Origin of the sequence: Flavobacterium sp. RSSB_23 (assembly GCF_051547145.1) — a bacterium.
In the GTDB taxonomy this organism is placed as follows: domain Bacteria; phylum Bacteroidota; class Bacteroidia; order Flavobacteriales; family Flavobacteriaceae; genus Flavobacterium.
Genome location: NZ_JBPTTO010000001.1, coordinates 272763 through 293198 on the forward strand (window position 1 = coordinate 272763; position 20436 = coordinate 293198).

The following is a 20436-nucleotide window of genomic DNA, read 5'->3' on the forward strand; positions in this document are numbered from 1 at the left end:
AGTATGGGTCCTGCTGTCCGTTATATCTTTGCCTTTTTACAGAAAAAAGGCAAAGGATGCCACTCCCATCGGGGCTAAAAGGATAGAAAGTGATTTTTTGGAAACTTTAAACTTCTAATTTCTCACTTCTAATATCTAATTTTCTGTTTTATAAACTAAAAGTAGTGCCTTCTTTTCCGTCCTTTAATTGAATACCCAGAGCCAATAATTGGTCTCTAATTTGGTCCGAAAGCGCAAAGTTTTTGTTTTCTCTGGCTTGCTTTCTCATGTCAATCAATAACTGAATGGCTCCTTCTAGTTTATCGTTACTGCTATCCGAAATTTTTTCATTTTCAAGACCCAAAACCTCAAATACAAATGCTTCTATAGCGGTTGTAAATGAAGCCAAATCTTCTGCTGTTATAGTTTCCTTACCATCTTTGATGACATTAATATAGCGAACGCCCTCAAACAAATGCGCAATTAGGATAGGTGTGTTAAAATCATCATTCATCGCATCATAACACAATTGTTTCCAATCTTCAATCGCAACAGACGATTGAGCGCTTGTAGGTAAGTCTTTCAATAACGAAAGGGCTTCCATTAATCGTTTGTATCCTTTTTCGGCTGCCACAATAGCATCATCCGAAAAATCAAGTATGCTTCTGTAATGTGCTTGTAACATAAAGAAACGCGTCACCGAAGCAGAAAACGGTTTGCTCAAAATAGTATTGTCTCCAGTCAAAATCTCTCCTGGTAAAATATTATTTCCAGTCGATTTTGCCATTTTCTTACCGTTTAAAGTAAGCATATTAGCGTGCATCCAATAATTTACAGGTGTGTGTCCTGTGCACGCTTCATTTTGAGCGATTTCACATTCGTGATGTGGGAATTTCAAATCCATTCCACCACCGTGAATGTCAAAATGATTACCCAAGTATTTAGTACTCATTGCAGTACATTCTAGGTGCCAACCTGGGAATCCATCACTCCAAGGCGAAGGCCAACGCATAATATGTTGTGGTTCCGCTTTTTTCCATAAAGCAAAATCTTGAGGATTTCTTTTATCGGATTGACCGTCTAAATCTCGAGTATTAGCCAACATATCTTCGATGTTTCTGCCACTCAAAATTCCGTAATGATGGTCTTCATTAAATTTTACCACATCAAAATAAATAGAACCATTGGCTTCATAAGCAAAACCATTATCTATTATTTTCTTGATAATTTCAATTTGCTCTATAATATGTCCAGTAGCTGTAGGTTCAATACTCGGAGGTAAAAAATTAAAAGCACTCAAAATACGATGAAAATCAACAGTATAACGCTGTACTACTTCCATCGGTTCCAATTGTTCTAATCTCGCTTTTTTAGCAATTTTATCTTCTCCTTCATCTACATCATCCACGATATGACCTACATCGGTAATGTTACGCACATAGCGAACTTTGTATTCCAAATGCAATAAATACCTGAATATTACATCAAATGACATAAAAGTTCTCACGTTCCCCAAGTGAACATTACTGTAAACTGTGGGGCCACAAACATACATTCCTACATTTCCTTCGTGAACGGGTACAAATGGTTCTTTTTCTCCAGATAGAGAATTGTATATTTTGAGGGGTTGATGATTGTATAAAGGCATTTCTTTTTGTTTAACAGTTTAACGGTTTAATGTTTAACGTTGAATTATTGATTGCAAACTTATGAATCGTGATTGCTTATTTGAAAAAAGTAAAAAATCTGTTGTCTATCGATTAACTATTTAACCGATTGAACAAAAAAACATAAACTCTTAGAATTTCGTTTCTAATTTAATGTAATCCAAGAATTCTCTTCTGGTTTGTGCTTCTTTGAATTTTCCACCAAATTCTGAGGTTACCGTACTACTTTCGATATCTTTTATTCCTCTAGAATTTACGCAAAGATGTTTGGCATCTATTACACAAGCAACGTCTTCTGTTCCTAATGCTCTTTGAAGTTCTTGAACAATTTGCATTGTCAAACGCTCTTGTACTTGAGGTCTTTTTGCATAATATTCAACAATTCTATTCATTTTAGACAAGCCAATTACAGTACCATTAGAAATATAAGCCACGTGTGCTCTTCCTATAATAGGTAACAAATGATGTTCACAGGTAGAATATAAGGTGATGTTTTTTTCAACCAACATCTCACCATATTTGTAGTTATTATCAAAGGTTGAGGCTTTTGGTTTTTTATTTGGATTTAAACCGCCAAAAATTTCTTTTACGAACATTTTTGCTACACGATTTGGGGTGCCTTTTAGGCTATCATCCGTTAAATCCATACCCAAAGTAAGCAACATATTTTCTACATCTTTCTTGATGCGTTCAATTTTTTCTTCATCCGAAATAGCAAAAGCATCTTCTCTTATCGGATTATTAGCGTTGGTACTAATATGATTATTTCCTATTTCGTCGTGGAATTCTTCGTTATTTGTCATTAAAAATTACTATTTGTTGGGTGTGTATTTTTCAAGGGGTAAAGATAAATAATAAATAGTAACAAATTCAATCGCTTGAGGGAATTAATTGCCTTGTTTTTCTTAATATTTCGGGTGTAATTTTAACAAAAAAAGACAATAACTCCTTTGAATTATTGTCTTTTTATACTTCTATTTTTTGTTTCTAAGAACGTTGGTTGTATTCTTTTATTGCTTCTTTTAGAATGTGAACCGCTTTTATGAGCTCTTCTTTACTTAAAACATAGGCAATACGAACTTGATTTAAACCCACGCCAGGAGTAGAATAAAAACCAGCCGCGGGAGCTACCATAACAGTTTCTCCATTAAATTCATACGTTTCTAAAAGCCATTGTGCAAAATCATCGGCATTGTCTATAGGGAGTCGGGCGATACAATAAAAAGCGGCTTTTGGGCTTTTTACTAGTACTCCATCTATTTTGTTAAGTTCATGGATTAAAATGTCTCTTCTTTCTTTGTACTCTGCAATTACTTCGTCAAAATAACTTTTTGGAGTGTCTATAGCGGCTTCACAGGCAATTTGTTCAATTGTAGGTGGGCACAAACGAGCTTGTGCAAACTTCATAGAAGCGGCAATAACTTCTTTGTTTTTGGTTACCAAGCAGCCTATTCTAGCGCCACACATACTGTATCTTTTGGAAACTGAATCAATCATAATGACATTTTGTTCAATTCCTTTTAGGTTCATTACAGAGAAATGTAGGTCTTTCTCGTCGTAAATAAATTCACGATATACTTCATCAGCAATGAGGAAGAGGTCATATTTTTTAACCAATGCACCAAGCTGATTTATTTCAGATTCAGAGTAGAGGTATCCAGTAGGATTATTGGGGTTGCAAATTAATATTGCTTTCGTTTTACTGGTAATAGCTTTTTCAAATTCTTGAATCGTTGGAAGGGTAAAACCACTTTCAATATTAGAAATTACCGGAACAACTCGTGCGCTTGACTCAGCCGAAAAAGCACTGTAATTAGCATAAAAAGGTTCAGGGATAATTATTTCGTCTTCGGGGTCCATGATGCTTCCTAAGGCAAAAAGTAAAGCTTCAGAACCTCCTGTTGTAATCATAATGTCCTCAGTGTCTACTGAAACATTTTGATTTTGATAAAATTTGGCTAATTTTTTTCTATAGCTTTCATAACCAGCAGATGGTCCATATTCAATAATATCTAGTTGTATATTTTTGATAGCTTCAATAGCGAGTTCGGGGCTTTTTATATCGGGTTGACCAATGTTTAAATGATAGACTTTGCGTCCTTTTGATTTTGCCAAATCTGCAAAAGGGGCTAATTTTCGAATTGGCGATTCAGGCATTTTTTTACCTCTGATTGAAATACTAGGCATGTTTTTTATAATTTGGTGCAAAATTGCATTTTTTTTTCCAAATTAAATGTAAATTTAAGTCCTATTTGTTATCAAATTCTAACAAATATGTTGGATTTTTTGTAATATTACCGAAACCTTTTTTAATGAGAATAGCTCTTTTTTTTCTATTATTTTTTCTAGGACAGTATACTAATCGTGCGCAAGAAGGGTTTCAATTTTTAGCCAATCAAACTCAAGTTGAGATACCATTTCAATTAATCAATAATCTCATTTTTGTGCCCATTACCGTTAATGGTATTGAGCTTAACTTTTTATTGGATACAGGAGTAGAGGAGACTTTATTGTTTAGTTTGGATGATAAAAAGGAATTGAATTTGTATAATGTTGATAAAATTCAACTACGGGGTTTGGGCAGTAATGAGTCTATTGAAGGATTGAAGTCTTCTAATAACTATATGTTTGTTAGAGGATTGGTTTCTTCAAGGCAAAGTTTTTATATCATTTTAGACCAAAACTTTAATCTCTCCGCACATATTGGTATCCCTGTAAATGGGATTATTGGAACACAATTTTTTAAAAACAACTTGGTAGAAATTGATTATATCCGAAAAAAAATAAAGGTTTCAAAACCAAATGCCAAATACCAGAAAGAATTGGATAAAAAATTTGTCAAGATTCCTATTTCAATCGAAAAAGCCAAACCTTACTTCAATGTTCAGTTGAAAATGCAGGATACTTATATTCAGTCAAAGATGTTGATTGATATAGGGAATAGCGATGCAATTTGGGTTTTTCAAAATTATACGGAAGGGATTAATGTACCTAAAAAGAATTTTGACGATTTTTTAGGAAAAGGATTTAGTGGAGATATCGAAGGCAAAAGAGCTAAAATAAGTGAATTAAAAATGGCTGATTTTAAGTTTACTACTCCAATTGTTGCTTTTCCGGATTCGAGTTCGTTGAAACACGTTAAAATGGTTGATAATAGAGTAGGTTCTATTGGTGCTGAAATCTTTAGGAGATTTAAAGTTGTTTTTGATTATGAAAGAGGGACGATATATCTCAAGAAAAATGGAAATTTCAAATCTCATTTTAAGTATAATAAAAGCGGTATTGAGATTGAGCAAAATGGATTGAAATGGGTAGAAGATTATGTGAAACTTGAAAATAATCTTTTGAAACCAGACGGCTCAAGTAATGAAGAATTTGGAAAAGTAATTAATAATTATAAATATAAATTCGAGTTAAAACCGAATTATGTTATTGCAAACATTCGCAAAAAATCAGCTGCCGAAAGATGTGGTTTGCGAGTAGGAGATGAGCTTGTTTCTGTTAGCGGCGTGCCAGTCTTTAAGTATTCGCTTCAAAAAATAAACAATCTTTTTATGGTGGAAGAAGATAAAAATATTACCATAGTGGTTTTGAGAGATAATAACAAATTAAAGTTCACTTTCAGGTTAGAAAGTGAACTTTAAAATAGCTTTATATAACCTCTCCTTTGATTTTTAAGGCAACTCTACCATTCTCTTGATTTACTGCATTGGTTTCAACAGTGATGGTTTTTCTGATAGGTCCCGGAGTCATATTGTATTTTACTTCTATTTTGCCATTTTGTCCAGGCTGAATTGCCGAAGTTGGTTTACTCAAAATGCTACACTCTTTGGTAGATAGTATATTGATGATTTGCAAAGGTGCATCCCCTGTATTTTTAAATTCAAAAGTACGAATACCGTTATCCGCATTTTTACTCACTTTGCCGTAATCGATAGTGTTATCGGGTGCCGAAAATTGGATTTTTGGGCCACTTTGGCTGTAGGTTGTAATGGTAAAGAGCGCTGTGGCTATTACAATGATAAGATTTTTCATATAATTGGACTTTGTTTGGGTTGAGTAAATATAGTTTGTTTTAATTAGAGTACAAATTATTAATTCGCTTTTTATACTCTACTTTATTAATTACTTTTGCCAACGGTACACTTACAAATATCGAACCAAAAACTAAATGTGGTATTGTTTACTTTCTTTGAGTTTGATATTCAATTACCTAAAAACATACAATTACTAATAAAACGTATCTATTATAAAATGAGTATTCCTGCACAATTTGACGCTAAAACCATTGAGAATAAATGGTATGCTTACTGGATGAAAAACAATTATTTTCATTCGGAACCAGACCATAGAACTCCTTACACCATTGTAATTCCACCTCCAAATGTTACAGGAGTTTTACATATGGGACATATGTTGAATAATACGATTCAAGATGTTTTAATCCGAAGAGCTCGTTTGAAAGGTTTTAATGCTTGTTGGGTACCTGGTACAGACCACGCATCGATTGCTACTGAAGCAAAAGTAGTGGCTAAATTAAAATCAGAAGGCATCAATAAAGCCGATTTAACTCGTGAAGAATTTTTGAAACACGCCTACGATTGGACAGATAAATATGGTGGAACCATTTTAGAACAATTGAAACAATTAGGTTGCTCTTGTGATTGGGATAGAACCAAATTTACAATGGATCCAGATATGTCGGCATCTGTTATCAAATCTTTTGTGGATTTGTATAACAAAGGAATGATTTACCGCGGCTACCGAATGGTAAATTGGGATCCTGAAGCGAAAACTACTTTGTCTGATGAAGAGGTAATTTACGAAGAACAACAAGGGAAATTATTTTTTCTAAAATATAAAATTGAAGGGTCAGAAGATTTCTTGACGGTAGCGACTACGCGTCCTGAAACGATTTTTGGAGATACTGCAATTTGTATTAATCCAAATGATGACCGTTTTGCTCATTTAAAAGGAAAGAAAGCGATTGTACCTATTTGTTGTCGTGTAATTCCAATTATCGAAGATGAGTATGTAGATGTGGAGTTTGGTACGGGTTGTTTGAAAGTTACTCCAGCACACGATATGAATGATAAGACGCTAGGAGAGAAACATAATTTAGAGATTGTTGATATTTTCAATGAAGATGCTACTTTAAATAGTTTTGGTTTACACTACCAAGGAAAAGATCGTTTTGTAGTTCGTACCGAAATTGCTCAGGAACTAGAGTCAATAGGTGCTTTGGCTAAAACAGAAATTCATTTAAATAAAGTAGGAACCTCTGAAAGAACTAAGGCGGTAATCGAACCAAGATTGTCTGACCAATGGTTCTTAAAAATGGATGATTTAGTAAAACCAGCGATTAAATCGGTTTTAGAAGATGGAGATATTAAATTGCATCCTTCTCGTTTTAACAATACATATGCGCATTGGTTGAACAACATTCGCGATTGGAATATTTCCCGTCAATTATGGTGGGGACAACAAATCCCTGCCTATTTCTATGGTGACGGTAAAGAGGATTTTGTAGTAGCTGAAAACATTGAAGAGGCTTTAGCGTTAGCCAAAGAAAAAACTTCTAACTCCTCACTTCTAACCTCTGACCTTCGTCAGGATCCAGATGCTCTTGATACTTGGTTTTCTTCTTGGTTATGGCCAATGTCTGTTTTTGGTGGAATAATGGATCCTGAAAATGAAGATTTTAAATACTATTATCCGACCAATGATTTGGTTACAGGACCAGATATTTTATTTTTCTGGGTTGCCAGAATGATTATTGCGGGTTATGAATATGCTGGTGAAAAACCATTTACGAATGTGTATTTAACAGGTTTGGTTCGTGATAAACAACGTCGCAAAATGTCGAAGTCTTTGGGGAATTCTCCAGAGCCTTTGGAATTAATTGAAAAGTTTGGTGCTGATGGTGTTCGTGTAGGATTGCTTTTGAGTGCTTCTGCAGGAAACGACATTATGTTCGACGAAGAATTATGCAATCAAGGAAAAGGTTTTTCTAACAAAATTTGGAACGCTTTCAAATTGATCAAAGGTTGGGAAGTTTCTGAAACGATTCCACAACCCGAATCTTCAAAAGTTGCCATTGAATGGTACGAAGCAAAGTTGCAACAAGCGCTAGCCGAGATTGAAGACAATTTTGAAAAATATAGAATTTCAGATGCTTTGATGGGAATTTATAAATTGGTTTGGGATGATTTCTGTTCTTGGTTCTTAGAAATGATCAAACCTGCTTATCAACAACCAATTGATAAAGCTACGTTTGATAAAGCCATCGAAATGATAGAAAACAATATGAAATTGTTGCACCCATTTATGCCTTTCTTGACAGAGGAAATATGGCATTTAATCGCGGATAGAACCAAAGAAGAAGCATTAATCGTTTCGACTTGGCCAGAGATTAAGCCATTCAACGCTCAATTAATAGCTGATTTCGAAAATACAATCGAAGTAATTTCTGGAATTAGAACCATTCGTAAAGACAAGAACATTCCGTTTAAAGATACTATTGAATTGAAAGTGGTGAACAATGATAAAGCTTCTACGTATTTCGATGCAATAGTAACTAAATTGGGGAATATAACTTCATTAGCATATGTTTCAGAAAAAGTGGATGGTGCTTTGTCTTTCCGTGTAAAATCTAACGAATATTTTATTCCGATTACTGGAAATATTGATGTAGCAGCCGAAATTGCGAAATTGACCGAGGAATTAAACTATACCAAAGGCTTTTTGAAATCGGTACAAGGAAAATTAGCTAACGAAAAATTTGTAGCTGGTGCACCTGAGAAAGTAATTGAAATGGAACGTAAAAAAGAAGCTGATGCCTTAGCAAAAATTGCTACTATTGAGCAAAGTTTGGCGGGATTAAAATAACATCTGTTAAAAGTATAAAACCAAAAAAAACCAATGTTGAATTACCAACATTGGTTTTTTTATGGATTACTAATTACTGATTACAATTTGTATTTCAAGATTGCCATAACTTGTGTTGGCGCAATTGGGTTTACACTATAGTTTTCGTGTACGGTGTAGTTCAATTCGTTGGTGATGTTCGATACTTTGCATAACAAAGAGATTTTGTTCCAATCATATCCTACAGAAACATCAACGGTAGTGTATCCTTTTAATGGAATGTCACGGTCTTCTATGGTAATGTTATAGCTTTTAGGAGTTGTAGCTGGTAATTTTTCAGTCCACACATAACGGTCATTCCAACCTCCTAAGCGGTCTCCTACATAGTTAGCCATAGCGCCAAAGCTTAATCCTTTCAATACACCGTAAGGTAATTTATAGAAGAAGCTTAAGTTAGCAGTATGTTTTGGTGTTCTCGCTAAAAGATCGCCTACCACAAGGCTTCCATTACTTCCTGATGATTTTGAAATTTTAGTCTCATTAAAACTATAACCCGCCATCAAGTTTAATCCTTCAACAGGTCTAGCCGTGATGTCAATCTCAACTCCTTTTCCTTTTGTTCCACCTACTAACTCTTTTATATTAGTATTTACGTTGGGTGTAACTCCATCAGCAGCAAATAGAACGGTTTGTGCTAGATTATTGTTTGTGATTTGGTAAACTGTTAGATTGGTACTAAAAAGTCCTTTCATAAAGTCTTTTTTGATCCCTATTTCGTATTGATCAATGATCGAAGGATCAAGCGGTTGTAAGTCTACTGTAGTTCCTGTGTTTGGCGTAAATGAGTTGGAGTAGCTAGCAAACAATGACATGTTTTTGTCCGGTTGAATTACTAAACCTGCTTTAGGTGAAAAAGCTCTGTTGAGTGTTTTTGCTCCTGTTGAGGTAATTCCTGTAGAAAAAACTTTAGTTTCAACCTTTGCTTCTTGCCAAGACCATCTAATTCCTGCTAAAACTTTAATGTAGTCTGTAATCGAAACTAAATCTTGAGCATAAACTCCAAAACGTTGGGTGTTTGTAGTTGCTAGTTGTGTAGCTTTTGAAAAAGGAACGTCTTTGCTTTGTGTACTATAACTATAATTTAAAAGATTAATTGTGCCATAATCACTTAAAGAAAAACTAAAAGTATAACTAGGTGCCATTGAATCTTCGTAGTCAACTCCTGTAAATAATTGGTGCTTAATTTTTCCAGTATTAAAAGTTCCTTGTAGGCTTAATTGATTTCCAAAGATGTTTTCAGCGGCATCAGCACGAGTTAATCCACGTTTCCAATTTACTTCTTTTACACCCGATGTATTTGTTGTGTAGGCTAAATTAGATAATTGAGCCGTAGATAGTTGTGTTCTTCTGTACGTTTGGTATGATGAATTGAAATTTAATTTCCAATTGGTATTAAAATCGTGATTTAGCAACACAGAGGCACTTGATGATTTGGTATTCCCATTAGACCAAATTGCTCCAAAATACTGATTTCTTGGCAAGTCTAAAATTTCTTTTCCAACGATTCCAGTTCCGAAATCTGGAGTCCAATCTGCACTTAAATAATCTCCTTGAAGTGTGATTTGAGTTTTGTCTGACAATAAAAATAAGAAAGATGGATTGATATAAATACGATCATTTTTTACATAATCTCTAAAGCTTTCTGAGTTTTCATAAGAAGCATTAAAGCGGTAAGCAATAGATTTATTCAAAGGACCATAAACGTCAATCGACGGTTTGTAGTAAGCGTAACTACCCATTTGCATTGAGAATTCACCGCCTTCAGTGAATTTTGGGGTTTTGGTTACCAAATTTAAAATACCTCCAGGGGCAACGTTTCCGTACAATAGTGCTGAACCTCCTTTAAGGAATTCTACTTTTTCTAGACCAGATACCTCTGGAATCGAACCAGCATTATAACGAAAGCCATTTTTGAACATATTGTTGGCAGACATATCGTAACCTCTAGACCAAAAGGATTCTTGAGCACCACCACGTGCAGAACCAACATAAATTCCGTTGGCGTTTTTGATTACATCACTCAAGCGGATGGCTTGTTGTTGATCAATGATTTCGGCGCCAATTACTTGTACACTTTGCGGCACATCCATTGGTTTTAATCCTGAACGAACAGCTGATACAGGTTGTCTTTGTTTGTTTGAAGTCACAATAACTTCTTTTAAGGTGCCACCTTTTTTATTTTTTACAGTATCAATTTCAAAATCGAAGGATTCTATAGTTGATTTTTTATCGTTTGCAGTAGCGCTTGCTTGATGATTGTCTTGTGCGTTACTTCCGAAGTAGGCTAAAAGTAGTGCGGGGAGGAGTATATATTTCATTTGTTTATTTGGAATAATTAAAAATAACGATGCAAATATAAAACCCTCCTTTGGAATCACAAAGCTTATTTAGATTAAATATTAATAAAAATAACAAATAATTTGAAAGTGTTTGTTTGTCAGTAAATTATCAAACTTTTCGATTAGTAAAATTTTGATGAGATTCGGTCTTCTTCTTATAAATGAATAGAAGATTTCTGTGGTTTAGGCGGTATGGAATTGAAAACAGCTATAGTTTAGCCTTCAATTTCTTTTTGAAGTTTTTGGACCGAATCACTTTTCCGTTATCGGTAATCATAATGCAGCTGTAGTCCGCGAATTTTTCGAGTAAAAGCAATCCTTGTTGTTGTCCTAAAACCATTAGTGAAGTGCTCAAACCATTGGCAGTTTCGGCATTGGGGCCAAAAATGGTTACGCTACACAAACCCGTAGCAGGATATCCCGTGGCGGGATTAATGATGTGCGAATAGCGTTTGCCATTAAAAACGACATATTTTTCATAACTCCCCGAAGTGGTTACGGCTTCTTGCCTTAAGGGAACGATTGCCATAATTTTTTCGGGTCGAAAAGGGTTTGTGATGCCAATATTCCAAGCTTTGCCATTAGGCTGCGTTCCCCACGTACTCATATCGCCAGAGCCATTAATGATTCCAGCGGGAATGCCTTTGGCGAGCATCATAGCGCGACATTTATCGGTGGCGTAGCCTTCGCCCAAAGCGCCAAAACCAATTTTCATTCCTTTTACTTTCAAGAAAATAGTCGATTGAACGGAGTCTAAAATGATGTTTTGGTAGCCCACTTTTTCAACCGATTTTTTAATGGCTTCTGCCGATGGCATCTCGGTCATCGACCCGTCAAATTTCCAAATCCTATCCATAGCCGCAAAACTAATGTCAAACGCACCCTTGGTAATCCTAGAAAATTCAAGCGCTCTTTGGGTCAATTCAAATACTTCTTTGTCGACTTTTACAGGGCGAATACCCGCATTTTGATTCACTTCCGAAACTTGAGAAGTGGGTTTCCAGTCCGAAATCAAATGCTCAATTCGGGTGATTTCGGCAACAACAGCATCGATATTTTCTTTTGCCGTGGCCGAATCTTGGGCTACAATCGTAATGTCAAAACGCCCGCCCATAAGCAAAGTCGTTTTTTTTCGTAGCACCTGACTGTGACACGAAACACCCCAAACGAGTAGCAAAAAGAAAAGATTTTTAGTTGACATAACGTTATGCTATTAGCATGTAAATATATTGATTTTGGGCGTGCCCCTCCCGAAAAAGGTCGGGTCGGGCTGTACGTTCCCGCTTCCCGATGAAAAATCGGGAGAGTTCCACTGCCATCCCTCACGCAAGCGTTCCTAAAGAAAATTAGCGTTCCACTATTCGAATTGTAGTTAAAAGCGGAATGATGTAAAGCACTAAAACTATCATAGACACTCCTTATTTTTTATATTCCTGCAAGGTCTTTTTTTGACCTTGCAGGTATTTCAATTAAACAAAGAGACCTACAAGGTTTTGAAAATCTTGCAGGAAATTGTTACAATACGACTAATCTTTAAGTTGCCTCTGCCTCTTCTTTGGAGAGGGTCGGGAGAGTCTTTCTAATAACAATCAGTCAAAATTTGACCTTTGCCTTTATAATCTGAAACGCTTGTATTGGATTCCTCTAAAAGGATTTCAAGCACTTTTTCTACATCTTTTTGCATCGCCAAAGAGCCACAAATCATAATAACGCCATTTTCATTCAACAGCGCTTTGAAAAAAGCGGCATCACGTTCTACCAACTGTGTTACACGACAGCCGTTTGCTGTTCTAGATAAGGCCAAATTAAAGCTTTTGAGCTTTTGTTGGTCCATCATTTCTTGGGCTAGTTTTGTATAACTGGCAACGCTTTTTGTCTCGATTCTAAAACCGCAATACAAATGCGTTTCCGTTTTGGGCGTCGACTCTTGAATCATTCCTAAGAACGGCGCAATTCCAGTTCCATTAGAAATTAAAGCAACTTTGGTCGCTTGTTTCGGGAAGTGAAAAGCGGTATTCGTGATTACTCGGGCTTTTATTTTGGTACCTATTTCAAGTTGATTCAAATAACCCGAACCTAATCCGTATTCGTGTAATTTGACAACCAATTGTAGTTTTCCGTCGTGTTTACCGATGGAGTATAAACGTTCTCTACTGTCGTTAGCAGGATAAATGGCTAACAAATCTCCCGATTGGAATTTGGTTGTCCAAGGCGTTTTGAAGCTGACCAAAAAAGTGTCTTCGTCCGTGGACACTTGTGTTTTGGATACAACTTCAAAAGTCTGTAAATCTTTTGGTATTGCATTGTATAGCGATGGAGTTGTGGCAAGCGGTAAGGAAGTTGCGGTATTCCATAACTGAATCCAAGCCACAAATTCTTCTGTTGATTTGTCGTTTATGGTATGTAACGGCACTATGGTTTCGCTCCAATTTTGTTTTGCTAATGCAGCTTCTACATCATAAGCAAAACCACAAAACTCCGTATAGGATTTAGACCCAAAACCAATAATTGCGGTTTTGATTTTTTGCTTTTGTGTAGTTTTACTCAATAATTCAATAAACTGATTCGCATTAGATGGAGCATCGCCCATCCCGTGAGTTGCGGCAAAAACTAGCAATTGTTCTGCTTTTGGAAATAGGGTATAGGAATTCATCTCGGCTAGATACGCCTTTTTGCCAAGAGCAATAAATTGCTGTTGCACGGCATTGGCAAATCGCAAGGTACTTCCGTTTTCGGAACCTACGAGTAGAATGATTTCGCTGTCTTTGGCCTTGAACTTGTTTTTGATGCGACTGGCTCTGCGTCGCAACGTCATCGCAAATCCAGAATAAATGAAGAACAATAGATTAATACTAGCCAAACCAAGAATTACAGCCCATAAAATGCTGGTTCTTCCGGTGTGTAAATCGAGACTTAGGTCTTTCAATTGTGTAGTGGTGGCTATTAATTTTTCGGTAACTACAGCTCCAGTTATTTGATGTACTTCTATTTCTTTGTCTTTTAGATGAATGATAAAGTATTCTTCAGGATCATCCGAAAAAGGAAATTCTATTTTGGTGACATCGGACAAAAGTGTGGTGTTGAATATAGAAGTATTTTGTTTTTTGGACAAAGGCTGGGCTACCGTTTCGGTTGCTGAAGCATCGTTTTCTATAAAAAAATGAAATTTTTCTAGTGTAAGATAAGCCCCAGTAAGAGCAATGATGAGCATAGGCAACAGCGCTAATCTTCCAGTAATAATGTGATAATATTGGGCGAAGTTTTCTTTTACAACTTTTGAAAATACACTTCGAATGCTTCTTTGACGATTAATGATTAATGCCAAGCCAGAAAGTGCAATAAGCGCCAATAAAAATGAAATAAAACCTACTATAAATCGTCCGGTTTCCTTTAAAAACAAAGAGCGGTGCAAAGCTGTAGTCCATTGAATGAATTCGCTTTTTGGGGTTGGTTTCCCTAGAATTTTACCATTGGTTGGGTCTACATAAGCATTTACGTCATTGCCTTCTTGATCTATTCCTTCAAGAAGAACAAATTGATTGTGATCCACACTTACTGCTGTTATTTCAGGATAGGTTTTTCGTAAAATAGGAAGCGTTTCTGCTAACGTTATTCTGTCGAAATTACTGACTTGGTAAGAAGGTATTTTTTCTTGAATGGCATCTACAGCTAGAATGGTACCCGTAACGGCTGCTAGGACTAAAAAAAGGGAAGAGAAAATCGCTAGAACCAAATGTGCGTAGCGCCAAAAGGAAAGAGTCATAGAAAAAGGACTTTTAGTTTTTATGATGTACAAATTGAAAAAAACGAAGTCAAATAAGACAAAGGTTGTGGTTCCTCAATCTTAAATGACTTTGCCTATTTTTTACAAGATGTTTTAGATTTTATTGAATCGTACGTAGCGGATATATCCTTTGCCATCTGTTTTGGCAGCCAATCCTTCTGTAGTTAATGGAATTTCGGCGTCAGCAACATAGTATTTGTTATCTTCTACAGCACTTTCAAAACGAAGTTTGTAGCCTTTATTGATTTTGGCATCTTCTATCTCGATGGTGGTAATGCTGCGGTCTCCACCAGTTACAGAAGCTCCAGTTTTGGCACTAATGTTTTCTTGTTTTTTCGATTGGAATTTATGCCACTCTTTGATGGTTTTGTACCATTTTTTGTCGTCACCCATTACGTAAAGTGTTTTCTCATATTCTCCTTTTGGATTGATTAACGACACTACAATATAGGCGCCTTCCCCTACATAGTTAGACATTTGCAACATACATTTGTATTTGCTTGTTTGAGCGGTCGCTTGAAAAGATAAAAAACTGATAAGGGTAAGTAAGCTTATTTTTAAGAATGATTTCATTATGAGGATAAATTATGAATTTTAAGTGACGTGATTTGAGTTATGAGTTTTGAATTATTTTGGCTATTCACTAGTTACTAAGGACTAATCATTAAGGGCTAGTTCAACTATTTCAAAAACTCTAAATCTGTTTTCTTTTTGGTTAATGTTTCGTTTTCTTTTGCTAATGTATATGGGGTTTCGTCAAATTCTGTTTTACTGTCTTTTTGAGCCCCAACAGAGATTAAGTATTTTAATATAGTATCGTCTTTCGCAATCATGGCCGCTTTATGTAAAGCCGTCAAGCCATCATTGTTTTTTGCATTGCTATCAATTTTTAAATCGGCTAGTTTTTTGAGCAAATTTAAATCGTTTTTAATAACCGCCAAATGATACAGTGTGTTTCCATCTTTTTGAGGTGTAGAGAGTACAAAGCCTTTGTCTTGTAGTATTTTAATTTTAGCATCAAAAGGGTCTTGTTTTGGAGAGTTGGCTGCTTCAGGACCACGTCCGCCGCCTGTTTGAGGACGATACGATTGAATTAAATAGTAGCCTAAATTGTTACCATCTTTATCGGTTACTTTGATATCAGCATTATGATTCAAAAGTTGCGTGATTGCCTCTGGCGTTCCTGATTTAACTGCAAAAGTTAAAGCACTTTCTTTTTTTAAGTTTTGCGCATTAATGTTTTTGGTTACCGCTATTAATTGTTCCAAAGTAGCAGTTTCACGACCAGCAGCTGCAAGCATCAATGGTGTATTTCCTTCTTTGTCTGCTTGGTTAGAATCTACACCTTTAGAAAGGAAATAAGTTATGATTTCTGTTTGATTAGGTTTATTTGCTAAAAAGTGAAGTACTGTTTCACCAGACTTACTGCTAATAGTAGGTTTGATTTTCAATTCTTCAACCAAATATTTATAGGTTTCAAGTGTGCTTGATTCTCTTCGTGTGCCTTGAGCGGCAAAAAGAAGCGCATTATTAGTGTATTTTACTCCTTTTGCTAAAAGGGTTTTCAAGAAAGCAACATTGCCAGTTTTTGCAGCATAATCAAATGCTGTGTTGCCGTTGCTATCTACATCTTTTAGGGATAAGCCTTTTGTAGTTAAATAATCACTTAAGGTTAAGTTTTTATCTGTAGCAATGGTCATTAGTTGCAGGTTAACCCCGTCTTTGTATTTTTTCTTTGGATCAATGCCCGCTTTAAAAAATGCCTCGTACAATTTCGGATTTGCTTGTCCACCAATGGCTGCAAAAGTAAGAGGTGTTTCTCCTTTACTGTCTTCCAAATTGATGTCAGAACCTTTAGCGATTAAGTATTCTATAATTTCCACATTCCCTTTGTTAGCTGCCCAATGCAGGTAGATTCGGTTGTCGTGGGTCAGTTTGTTTACCTCGTTTCCTGGTTGTTCCAATAAGAATTTAATAGTAGGAGCTGGCGCATCATTATTGATAGCCATTACGGTTACATCAAAAGCATTGGGTGTTGCCGCAGATGGGCTGTTGCCTTTTTCAATTTCTGCTTTTACAGTGGCCACATCGGGCGAAGTTTTCCAAAAGGATTGGTCGAGTAAGCTATTTTTTTGTTGGGCACTGCATAATAAAGTAATAGCAAATGCTAATGGGGTTATAAAGTATTTTTTCATATTTTGAAAAGTAAAACGATAGGGGTTAGAGTGTTATTTAGAATAAATAAAAATAATAGCAAAAGTAAAAATAAAAAGGAATCTACCAATATTAAATTTGTCTTTTATTACCGTATTTATATGGTTATTTAGATGCAAATAAAGGCAAAAGGTTTAATGGAGATTCATAATTTAAAGCTAAATATGTGTTTTATTTAGCTTTTTTTCTGCCATACCAAATCATGCAACCTGTAATCGGTAATGTGGCGATTAATAAACTAATCAAAAAAGCAAAAACTTTACCTGCTAATCCCATTATAGCTCCTGTGTGAATATCATAATTCATTCTCAGCAATCGGTCTGAGGTATCTGCCTTAGCTATTTTTCCGTAGATGTGAGTTACTTCTTTTTCTTCTAATGTATTTTGGTCAAAATAGCGATAATCGGTTTTCCAGTAGGTTCCTTTTTCTAAGTTAGCATTAGTAGCTATAGCGCTTTTTGGGTTTTCAGGTGGATGTACTTCAATATAAACGGCCTTCGGGTATTGTTCTTGCATGAGCAGAAATACTTTGTCCAAAGGGTTCTCTATTTTTTTTGCTAGTGCAACTTCTTTTGAAACGGGGTCTTCATAGAGTAATGACTTTTCTCCTCCTATGATTTTGTAATAGCCATACGCAAACCAAGGAAATCCCCAAACGAGGCCTGTTATGGCAAAGATTAGAGCGATTGCCAAGACATAAAATCCCGTAATATTATGCAAATCGTAGTTTTTTCGTTTCCATTTTAGACCTTCTTTCCATCTAAACCAAAAACGTTGTTTGGCTGCTTTCTTGTTTTTAGGAAACCATAAAATTAAACCAGATACAAGTAGTACAAGGAAGATAAGCGTAGCAGAAGCAACTATAACTTGTCCTATTTTATGAGGTAACCACAAGTAGAAATGACCATCTAATATAAATCTAAAAAAGCCATCTTCCATATTGGCTACTTTTAGTACTTTGCCCGAGTAAGGGTTCAAGTATACCACATAATGATAGGTAGGTTCATAGTGATAAAAGATAGCTTCTACAGCTTGGTCAGGAGCATTGTATTTTAAGGCATGTAACACCTTGTTAGGCAATTCTTTTTTAGCAATTGGTAGTAATTGCGAGGGCAAAAGAAAAGGTACTTTTTGTTTTTCTACAAAGCGGTATTCTTGTGTAATGTCCTGAATTTCTTCCTGAAAAGCATACAAACAACCAGTTACAGCTATGATAAATACAATAATTCCTGAACCCAAGCCCAGCCAAAGATGCAGTAGTCGAATGCTTTTTTTAAAATTAATTTTTTTCATTTTAAATGATTAAAACTCCTCACCGAAATGAGGAGTTTTGTTAAACAAAAACAATAGCAATTATGAAAACTAAAACTTATACGATAATCCAGCGGTAAGACTTCTTAATCGTTGAGGGGTTACCGTTGACCAACCAGAAAAATACTTCTCATTCAATACGTTATTTAATTTTAAAACAAAATTGAATTTATCGTGATTGAAAGACAAAGCAGTGTTCAACACGGTGTAATCTGGTAAAGCAAAAGTGCCTGTAGTACTTCTGTTTAATGTTTTGTATTCGCTAGCATAATTTCCGCCAAGACCAAAGCCAAAGCCTTCTAATGCGCCAGATGGAATGGTATAATTTGCCCAAAGATTGATTAATGTTTCTGGTCCCGCTTCTTCTGGTCTAAACCCTAAATAACCATCTCCAGGATTGTCTTTGGTTACTTCACTTTTATTGTTGCTCACGCCAGCGATGATGTTAAGTCCTTGGGTTGGATTTGCTGTAAAACTAATTTCTACTCCTTTGCTATTCACTTCACCGCCCTGAAAAGAATCGTTGATGTTGTTTGGATTGGTCATTAGTCTGTTTTTTACATCAATATTGTAGTAACTAATCGATGCTGATATGATGTCTTTGTACAGATTGGTTTTTAATCCAAATTCATACTGATTGGCGTGTTCGGGGTCGAAAGATTTCATTCTTGGATTACTTCCGTCAACATTGCTAACTTCTTTTGGAGCCACGTTGGTAAATCCATTCATATAATTTCCAAAAACAGAGACTTTGTTTTCAATGATTTGATATACGGCGCCAAATTTTGGAGAAACAGCCGTTTGAGAATTACTTTCATTAGCTGTTGATGATTTGAAATTATCAATACGTAAACTTGCCATAACCGAAAGTTGATCTGTAATATTTAGAACATTAGAGGCATATGCGCTCAAGACTTCGGTTTGTGCATCTGTGTTACCTTCGAAAGAACCCACGAGTAACTTATCAACGCCTGCTTGGGTAACATCTCCTGTATCGGTTTGATTCACAAGTGATACTTTACCATTGCCAACCCAACCAGTACTTCCGTTGATGATATTGATTTTTAAATAATCAGCACCAACGACCAAACGATTTCTTAGGGAGCCAATTTTAAAGTCTCCAATGAAATTTTGTTGCAAATCTGTGCCTAAGGTTTCACCATTTCTTTTTGAAATGAAACGGGTGAATTCATTTCCATTGGCTGAATCCCACAAATAGGAATAATAACCATTTGTTTTGCTGTTATTTCTTGATAATACGGTTTGTGAAGTCCATTTTTCAGAGAGTTTATAGAACATTTGTGCTTGTAAGTTGAAGCTGTTGTTGTTGATTGTTAACTCATTCGAAGTATATGATTTTTTGTAATTGTCTTCAAAAAGAGCTATCGAATTAAATGACAAAGGCGCATATCGGCTTAAGAAAATCATAGGTGCATTGGCAGAAGTGCGATTGGTAAATTCGGTTGTAATTAAGAAAGACAATTTATCATTTATCTTATAGCTCAACGAAGGTGCTAAGAAAAAGGATTTCGCAAAACCTGCATCTTGAAACGAATTCTCTTTTTGATGAGCCGAAGTCACACGAATTGAAGCGTCTTGGTTCAATGGGATATTTACATCGGCAGTTACGCGATTGAGTCCGTAGGATCCTGAAGTATAGCTCACTTCTCCGCCAAAGTTTTGAAACGGTTTTTTGGTCACAACATTAATTAATCCTCCGTAAGAGATGAGGCTGCTTCCGAACAAAGTTCCAGAAGGTCCTTTTATCACTTCGATATTGTCGATGTTTATAGGGTCTATGGTTCCGTTATTAATCCCTGGAAGACCATTAATCATTGTGGGTTGCACCGCAAATCCTCTCATCGAAAAGTACTCAGCACCATCGCCGCCTCTTCCCGTTGATTCCCACAAACGAGTAATTCCTGTAGCATTTTTTAAGGCATCATTAAAGTTGGTAACCAATTGCTCTTTCATCAACTCACCCGTAACGGTGTTGTATACTTGTGGGTTTTCGATATTATTCAGTGGCATTTTAGCAACAGTCGTACTTTTTTCTCTTTTGTATTTGTACTTGTTGCTAATTTCTACCGATTTTAATTTGTTGATGGTGTCTTTTTCTGTGTTTTGACCATAAAAAGCATTGCTTAATAACAATGCGGTTGTGGCTAGTAGTATTTTATTCATTTTATTTAGATTGATTAAAAATAATATTGCA

13 protein-coding genes are annotated in these 20436 nt (G+C 35.7%); 2 read left to right on the plus strand and 11 right to left on the minus strand.

Annotated elements, in window-relative coordinates; genetic code table 11:
• Positions 1–148: 148 nt before the first annotated feature.
• The 3 genes from cysS to ACSVH9_RS01290 all read right to left on the minus strand — a co-directional run bounded on the left by cysS (position 149) and on the right by ACSVH9_RS01290 (position 3833).
• Positions 149–1627, minus strand: a complete 1479-nt coding sequence (cysS, locus tag ACSVH9_RS01280; protein ID WP_438062124.1) for a cysteine--tRNA ligase — start codon at positions 1625–1627, stop codon at positions 149–151.
• A 150-nt stretch (positions 1628–1777) separates the two neighbouring features.
• A complete protein-coding gene (folE, locus tag ACSVH9_RS01285) occupies positions 1778–2449 on the minus strand; it encodes a GTP cyclohydrolase I FolE (protein WP_298295000.1) in 672 nt (223 codons plus the stop codon).
• A 184-nt stretch (positions 2450–2633) separates the two neighbouring features.
• A complete protein-coding gene (locus tag ACSVH9_RS01290) occupies positions 2634–3833 on the minus strand; it encodes a pyridoxal phosphate-dependent aminotransferase (RefSeq protein ID WP_438062125.1) in 1200 nt (399 codons plus the stop codon).
• Between the two features lie 125 nt (positions 3834–3958).
• On the opposite strand from ACSVH9_RS01290, the gene ACSVH9_RS01295 reads away from it, so the two are divergent.
• Complete coding sequence (locus ACSVH9_RS01295; protein ID WP_438062126.1) at positions 3959–5290, plus strand: PDZ domain-containing protein; 1332 nt, start codon at positions 3959–3961, stop codon at positions 5288–5290.
• A gap of 7 nt (positions 5291–5297) precedes the next feature.
• Here ACSVH9_RS01295 and ACSVH9_RS01300 read toward each other — a convergent pair whose 3' ends face one another.
• Entirely contained in the window at positions 5298–5681 is a 384-nt protein-coding gene (locus tag ACSVH9_RS01300; RefSeq protein WP_064714611.1) for a DUF1573 domain-containing protein, read from the minus strand.
• 219 nt (positions 5682–5900) lie between these two features.
• Here ACSVH9_RS01300 and ACSVH9_RS01305 point away from each other — a divergent pair, with 219 nt between their 5' ends.
• Positions 5901–8534, plus strand: coding sequence for a valine--tRNA ligase (locus ACSVH9_RS01305; RefSeq protein ID WP_438062127.1), 2634 nt, complete (start codon positions 5901–5903; stop codon positions 8532–8534).
• Between the two features lie 80 nt (positions 8535–8614).
• On the opposite strand, the gene ACSVH9_RS01310 is transcribed toward ACSVH9_RS01305, so the two are convergent.
• The 7 genes from ACSVH9_RS01310 to ACSVH9_RS01340 form a co-directional block, all read right to left on the minus strand.
• Complete coding sequence (locus ACSVH9_RS01310) at positions 8615–10891, minus strand: TonB-dependent siderophore receptor (protein WP_438062128.1); 2277 nt, start codon at positions 10889–10891, stop codon at positions 8615–8617.
• A gap of 229 nt (positions 10892–11120) precedes the next feature.
• Entirely contained in the window at positions 11121–12113 is a 993-nt protein-coding gene (locus ACSVH9_RS01315; protein ID WP_438062129.1) for an FAD:protein FMN transferase, read from the minus strand.
• A gap of 378 nt (positions 12114–12491) precedes the next feature.
• Positions 12492–14675, minus strand: coding sequence for a PepSY domain-containing protein (locus ACSVH9_RS01320; RefSeq protein ID WP_438062130.1), 2184 nt, complete (start codon positions 14673–14675; stop codon positions 12492–12494).
• A gap of 114 nt (positions 14676–14789) precedes the next feature.
• Positions 14790–15269 (minus strand): DUF2271 domain-containing protein, encoded by a 480-nt coding sequence (locus ACSVH9_RS01325; RefSeq protein WP_315171575.1) that lies wholly within the window; start codon positions 15267–15269, stop codon positions 14790–14792.
• Positions 15270–15376: 107 nt separating this feature from the next.
• The gene (locus ACSVH9_RS01330; RefSeq protein ID WP_438062131.1) at positions 15377–16891 is read right to left on the minus strand and encodes an ankyrin repeat domain-containing protein; all 1515 of its coding nucleotides are present in this window, start codon (positions 16889–16891) and stop codon (positions 15377–15379) included.
• 190 nt (positions 16892–17081) lie between these two features.
• Entirely contained in the window at positions 17082–18203 is a 1122-nt protein-coding gene (locus ACSVH9_RS01335; protein WP_438062132.1) for a PepSY-associated TM helix domain-containing protein, read from the minus strand.
• A 69-nt stretch (positions 18204–18272) separates the two neighbouring features.
• Positions 18273–20405 carry a TonB-dependent siderophore receptor gene (locus ACSVH9_RS01340; RefSeq protein WP_438062133.1) on the minus strand — a complete coding sequence of 711 codons (2133 nt, stop codon included), beginning with the start codon at positions 20403–20405 and terminating at the stop codon, positions 18273–18275.
• Between the last annotated feature and the right edge of the window lie 31 nt (positions 20406–20436).

Coding starts and splice junctions, on each gene's coding strand:
- cysS (WP_438062124.1), bottom strand. CDS start 1,627: ATGCCTTTATACAATCATCAACCCCTCAAAATATACAATTCTCTATCT.
- folE (WP_298295000.1), bottom strand. CDS start 2,449: ATGACAAATAACGAAGAATTCCACGACGAAATAGGAAATAATCATATT.
- ACSVH9_RS01290 (WP_438062125.1), bottom strand. CDS start 3,833: ATGCCTAGTATTTCAATCAGAGGTAAAAAAATGCCTGAATCGCCAATT.
- ACSVH9_RS01295 (WP_438062126.1), top strand. CDS start 3,959: ATGAGAATAGCTCTTTTTTTTCTATTATTTTTTCTAGGACAGTATACT.
- ACSVH9_RS01300 (WP_064714611.1), bottom strand. CDS start 5,681: ATGAAAAATCTTATCATTGTAATAGCCACAGCGCTCTTTACCATTACA.
- ACSVH9_RS01305 (WP_438062127.1), top strand. CDS start 5,901: ATGAGTATTCCTGCACAATTTGACGCTAAAACCATTGAGAATAAATGG.
- ACSVH9_RS01310 (WP_438062128.1), bottom strand. CDS start 10,891: ATGAAATATATACTCCTCCCCGCACTACTTTTAGCCTACTTCGGAAGT.
- ACSVH9_RS01315 (WP_438062129.1), bottom strand. CDS start 12,113: ATGTCAACTAAAAATCTTTTCTTTTTGCTACTCGTTTGGGGTGTTTCG.
- ACSVH9_RS01320 (WP_438062130.1), bottom strand. CDS start 14,675: ATGACTCTTTCCTTTTGGCGCTACGCACATTTGGTTCTAGCGATTTTC.
- ACSVH9_RS01325 (WP_315171575.1), bottom strand. CDS start 15,269: ATGAAATCATTCTTAAAAATAAGCTTACTTACCCTTATCAGTTTTTTA.
- ACSVH9_RS01330 (WP_438062131.1), bottom strand. CDS start 16,891: ATGAAAAAATACTTTATAACCCCATTAGCATTTGCTATTACTTTATTA.
- ACSVH9_RS01335 (WP_438062132.1), bottom strand. CDS start 18,203: ATGAAAAAAATTAATTTTAAAAAAAGCATTCGACTACTGCATCTTTGG.
- ACSVH9_RS01340 (WP_438062133.1), bottom strand. CDS start 20,405: ATGAATAAAATACTACTAGCCACAACCGCATTGTTATTAAGCAATGCT.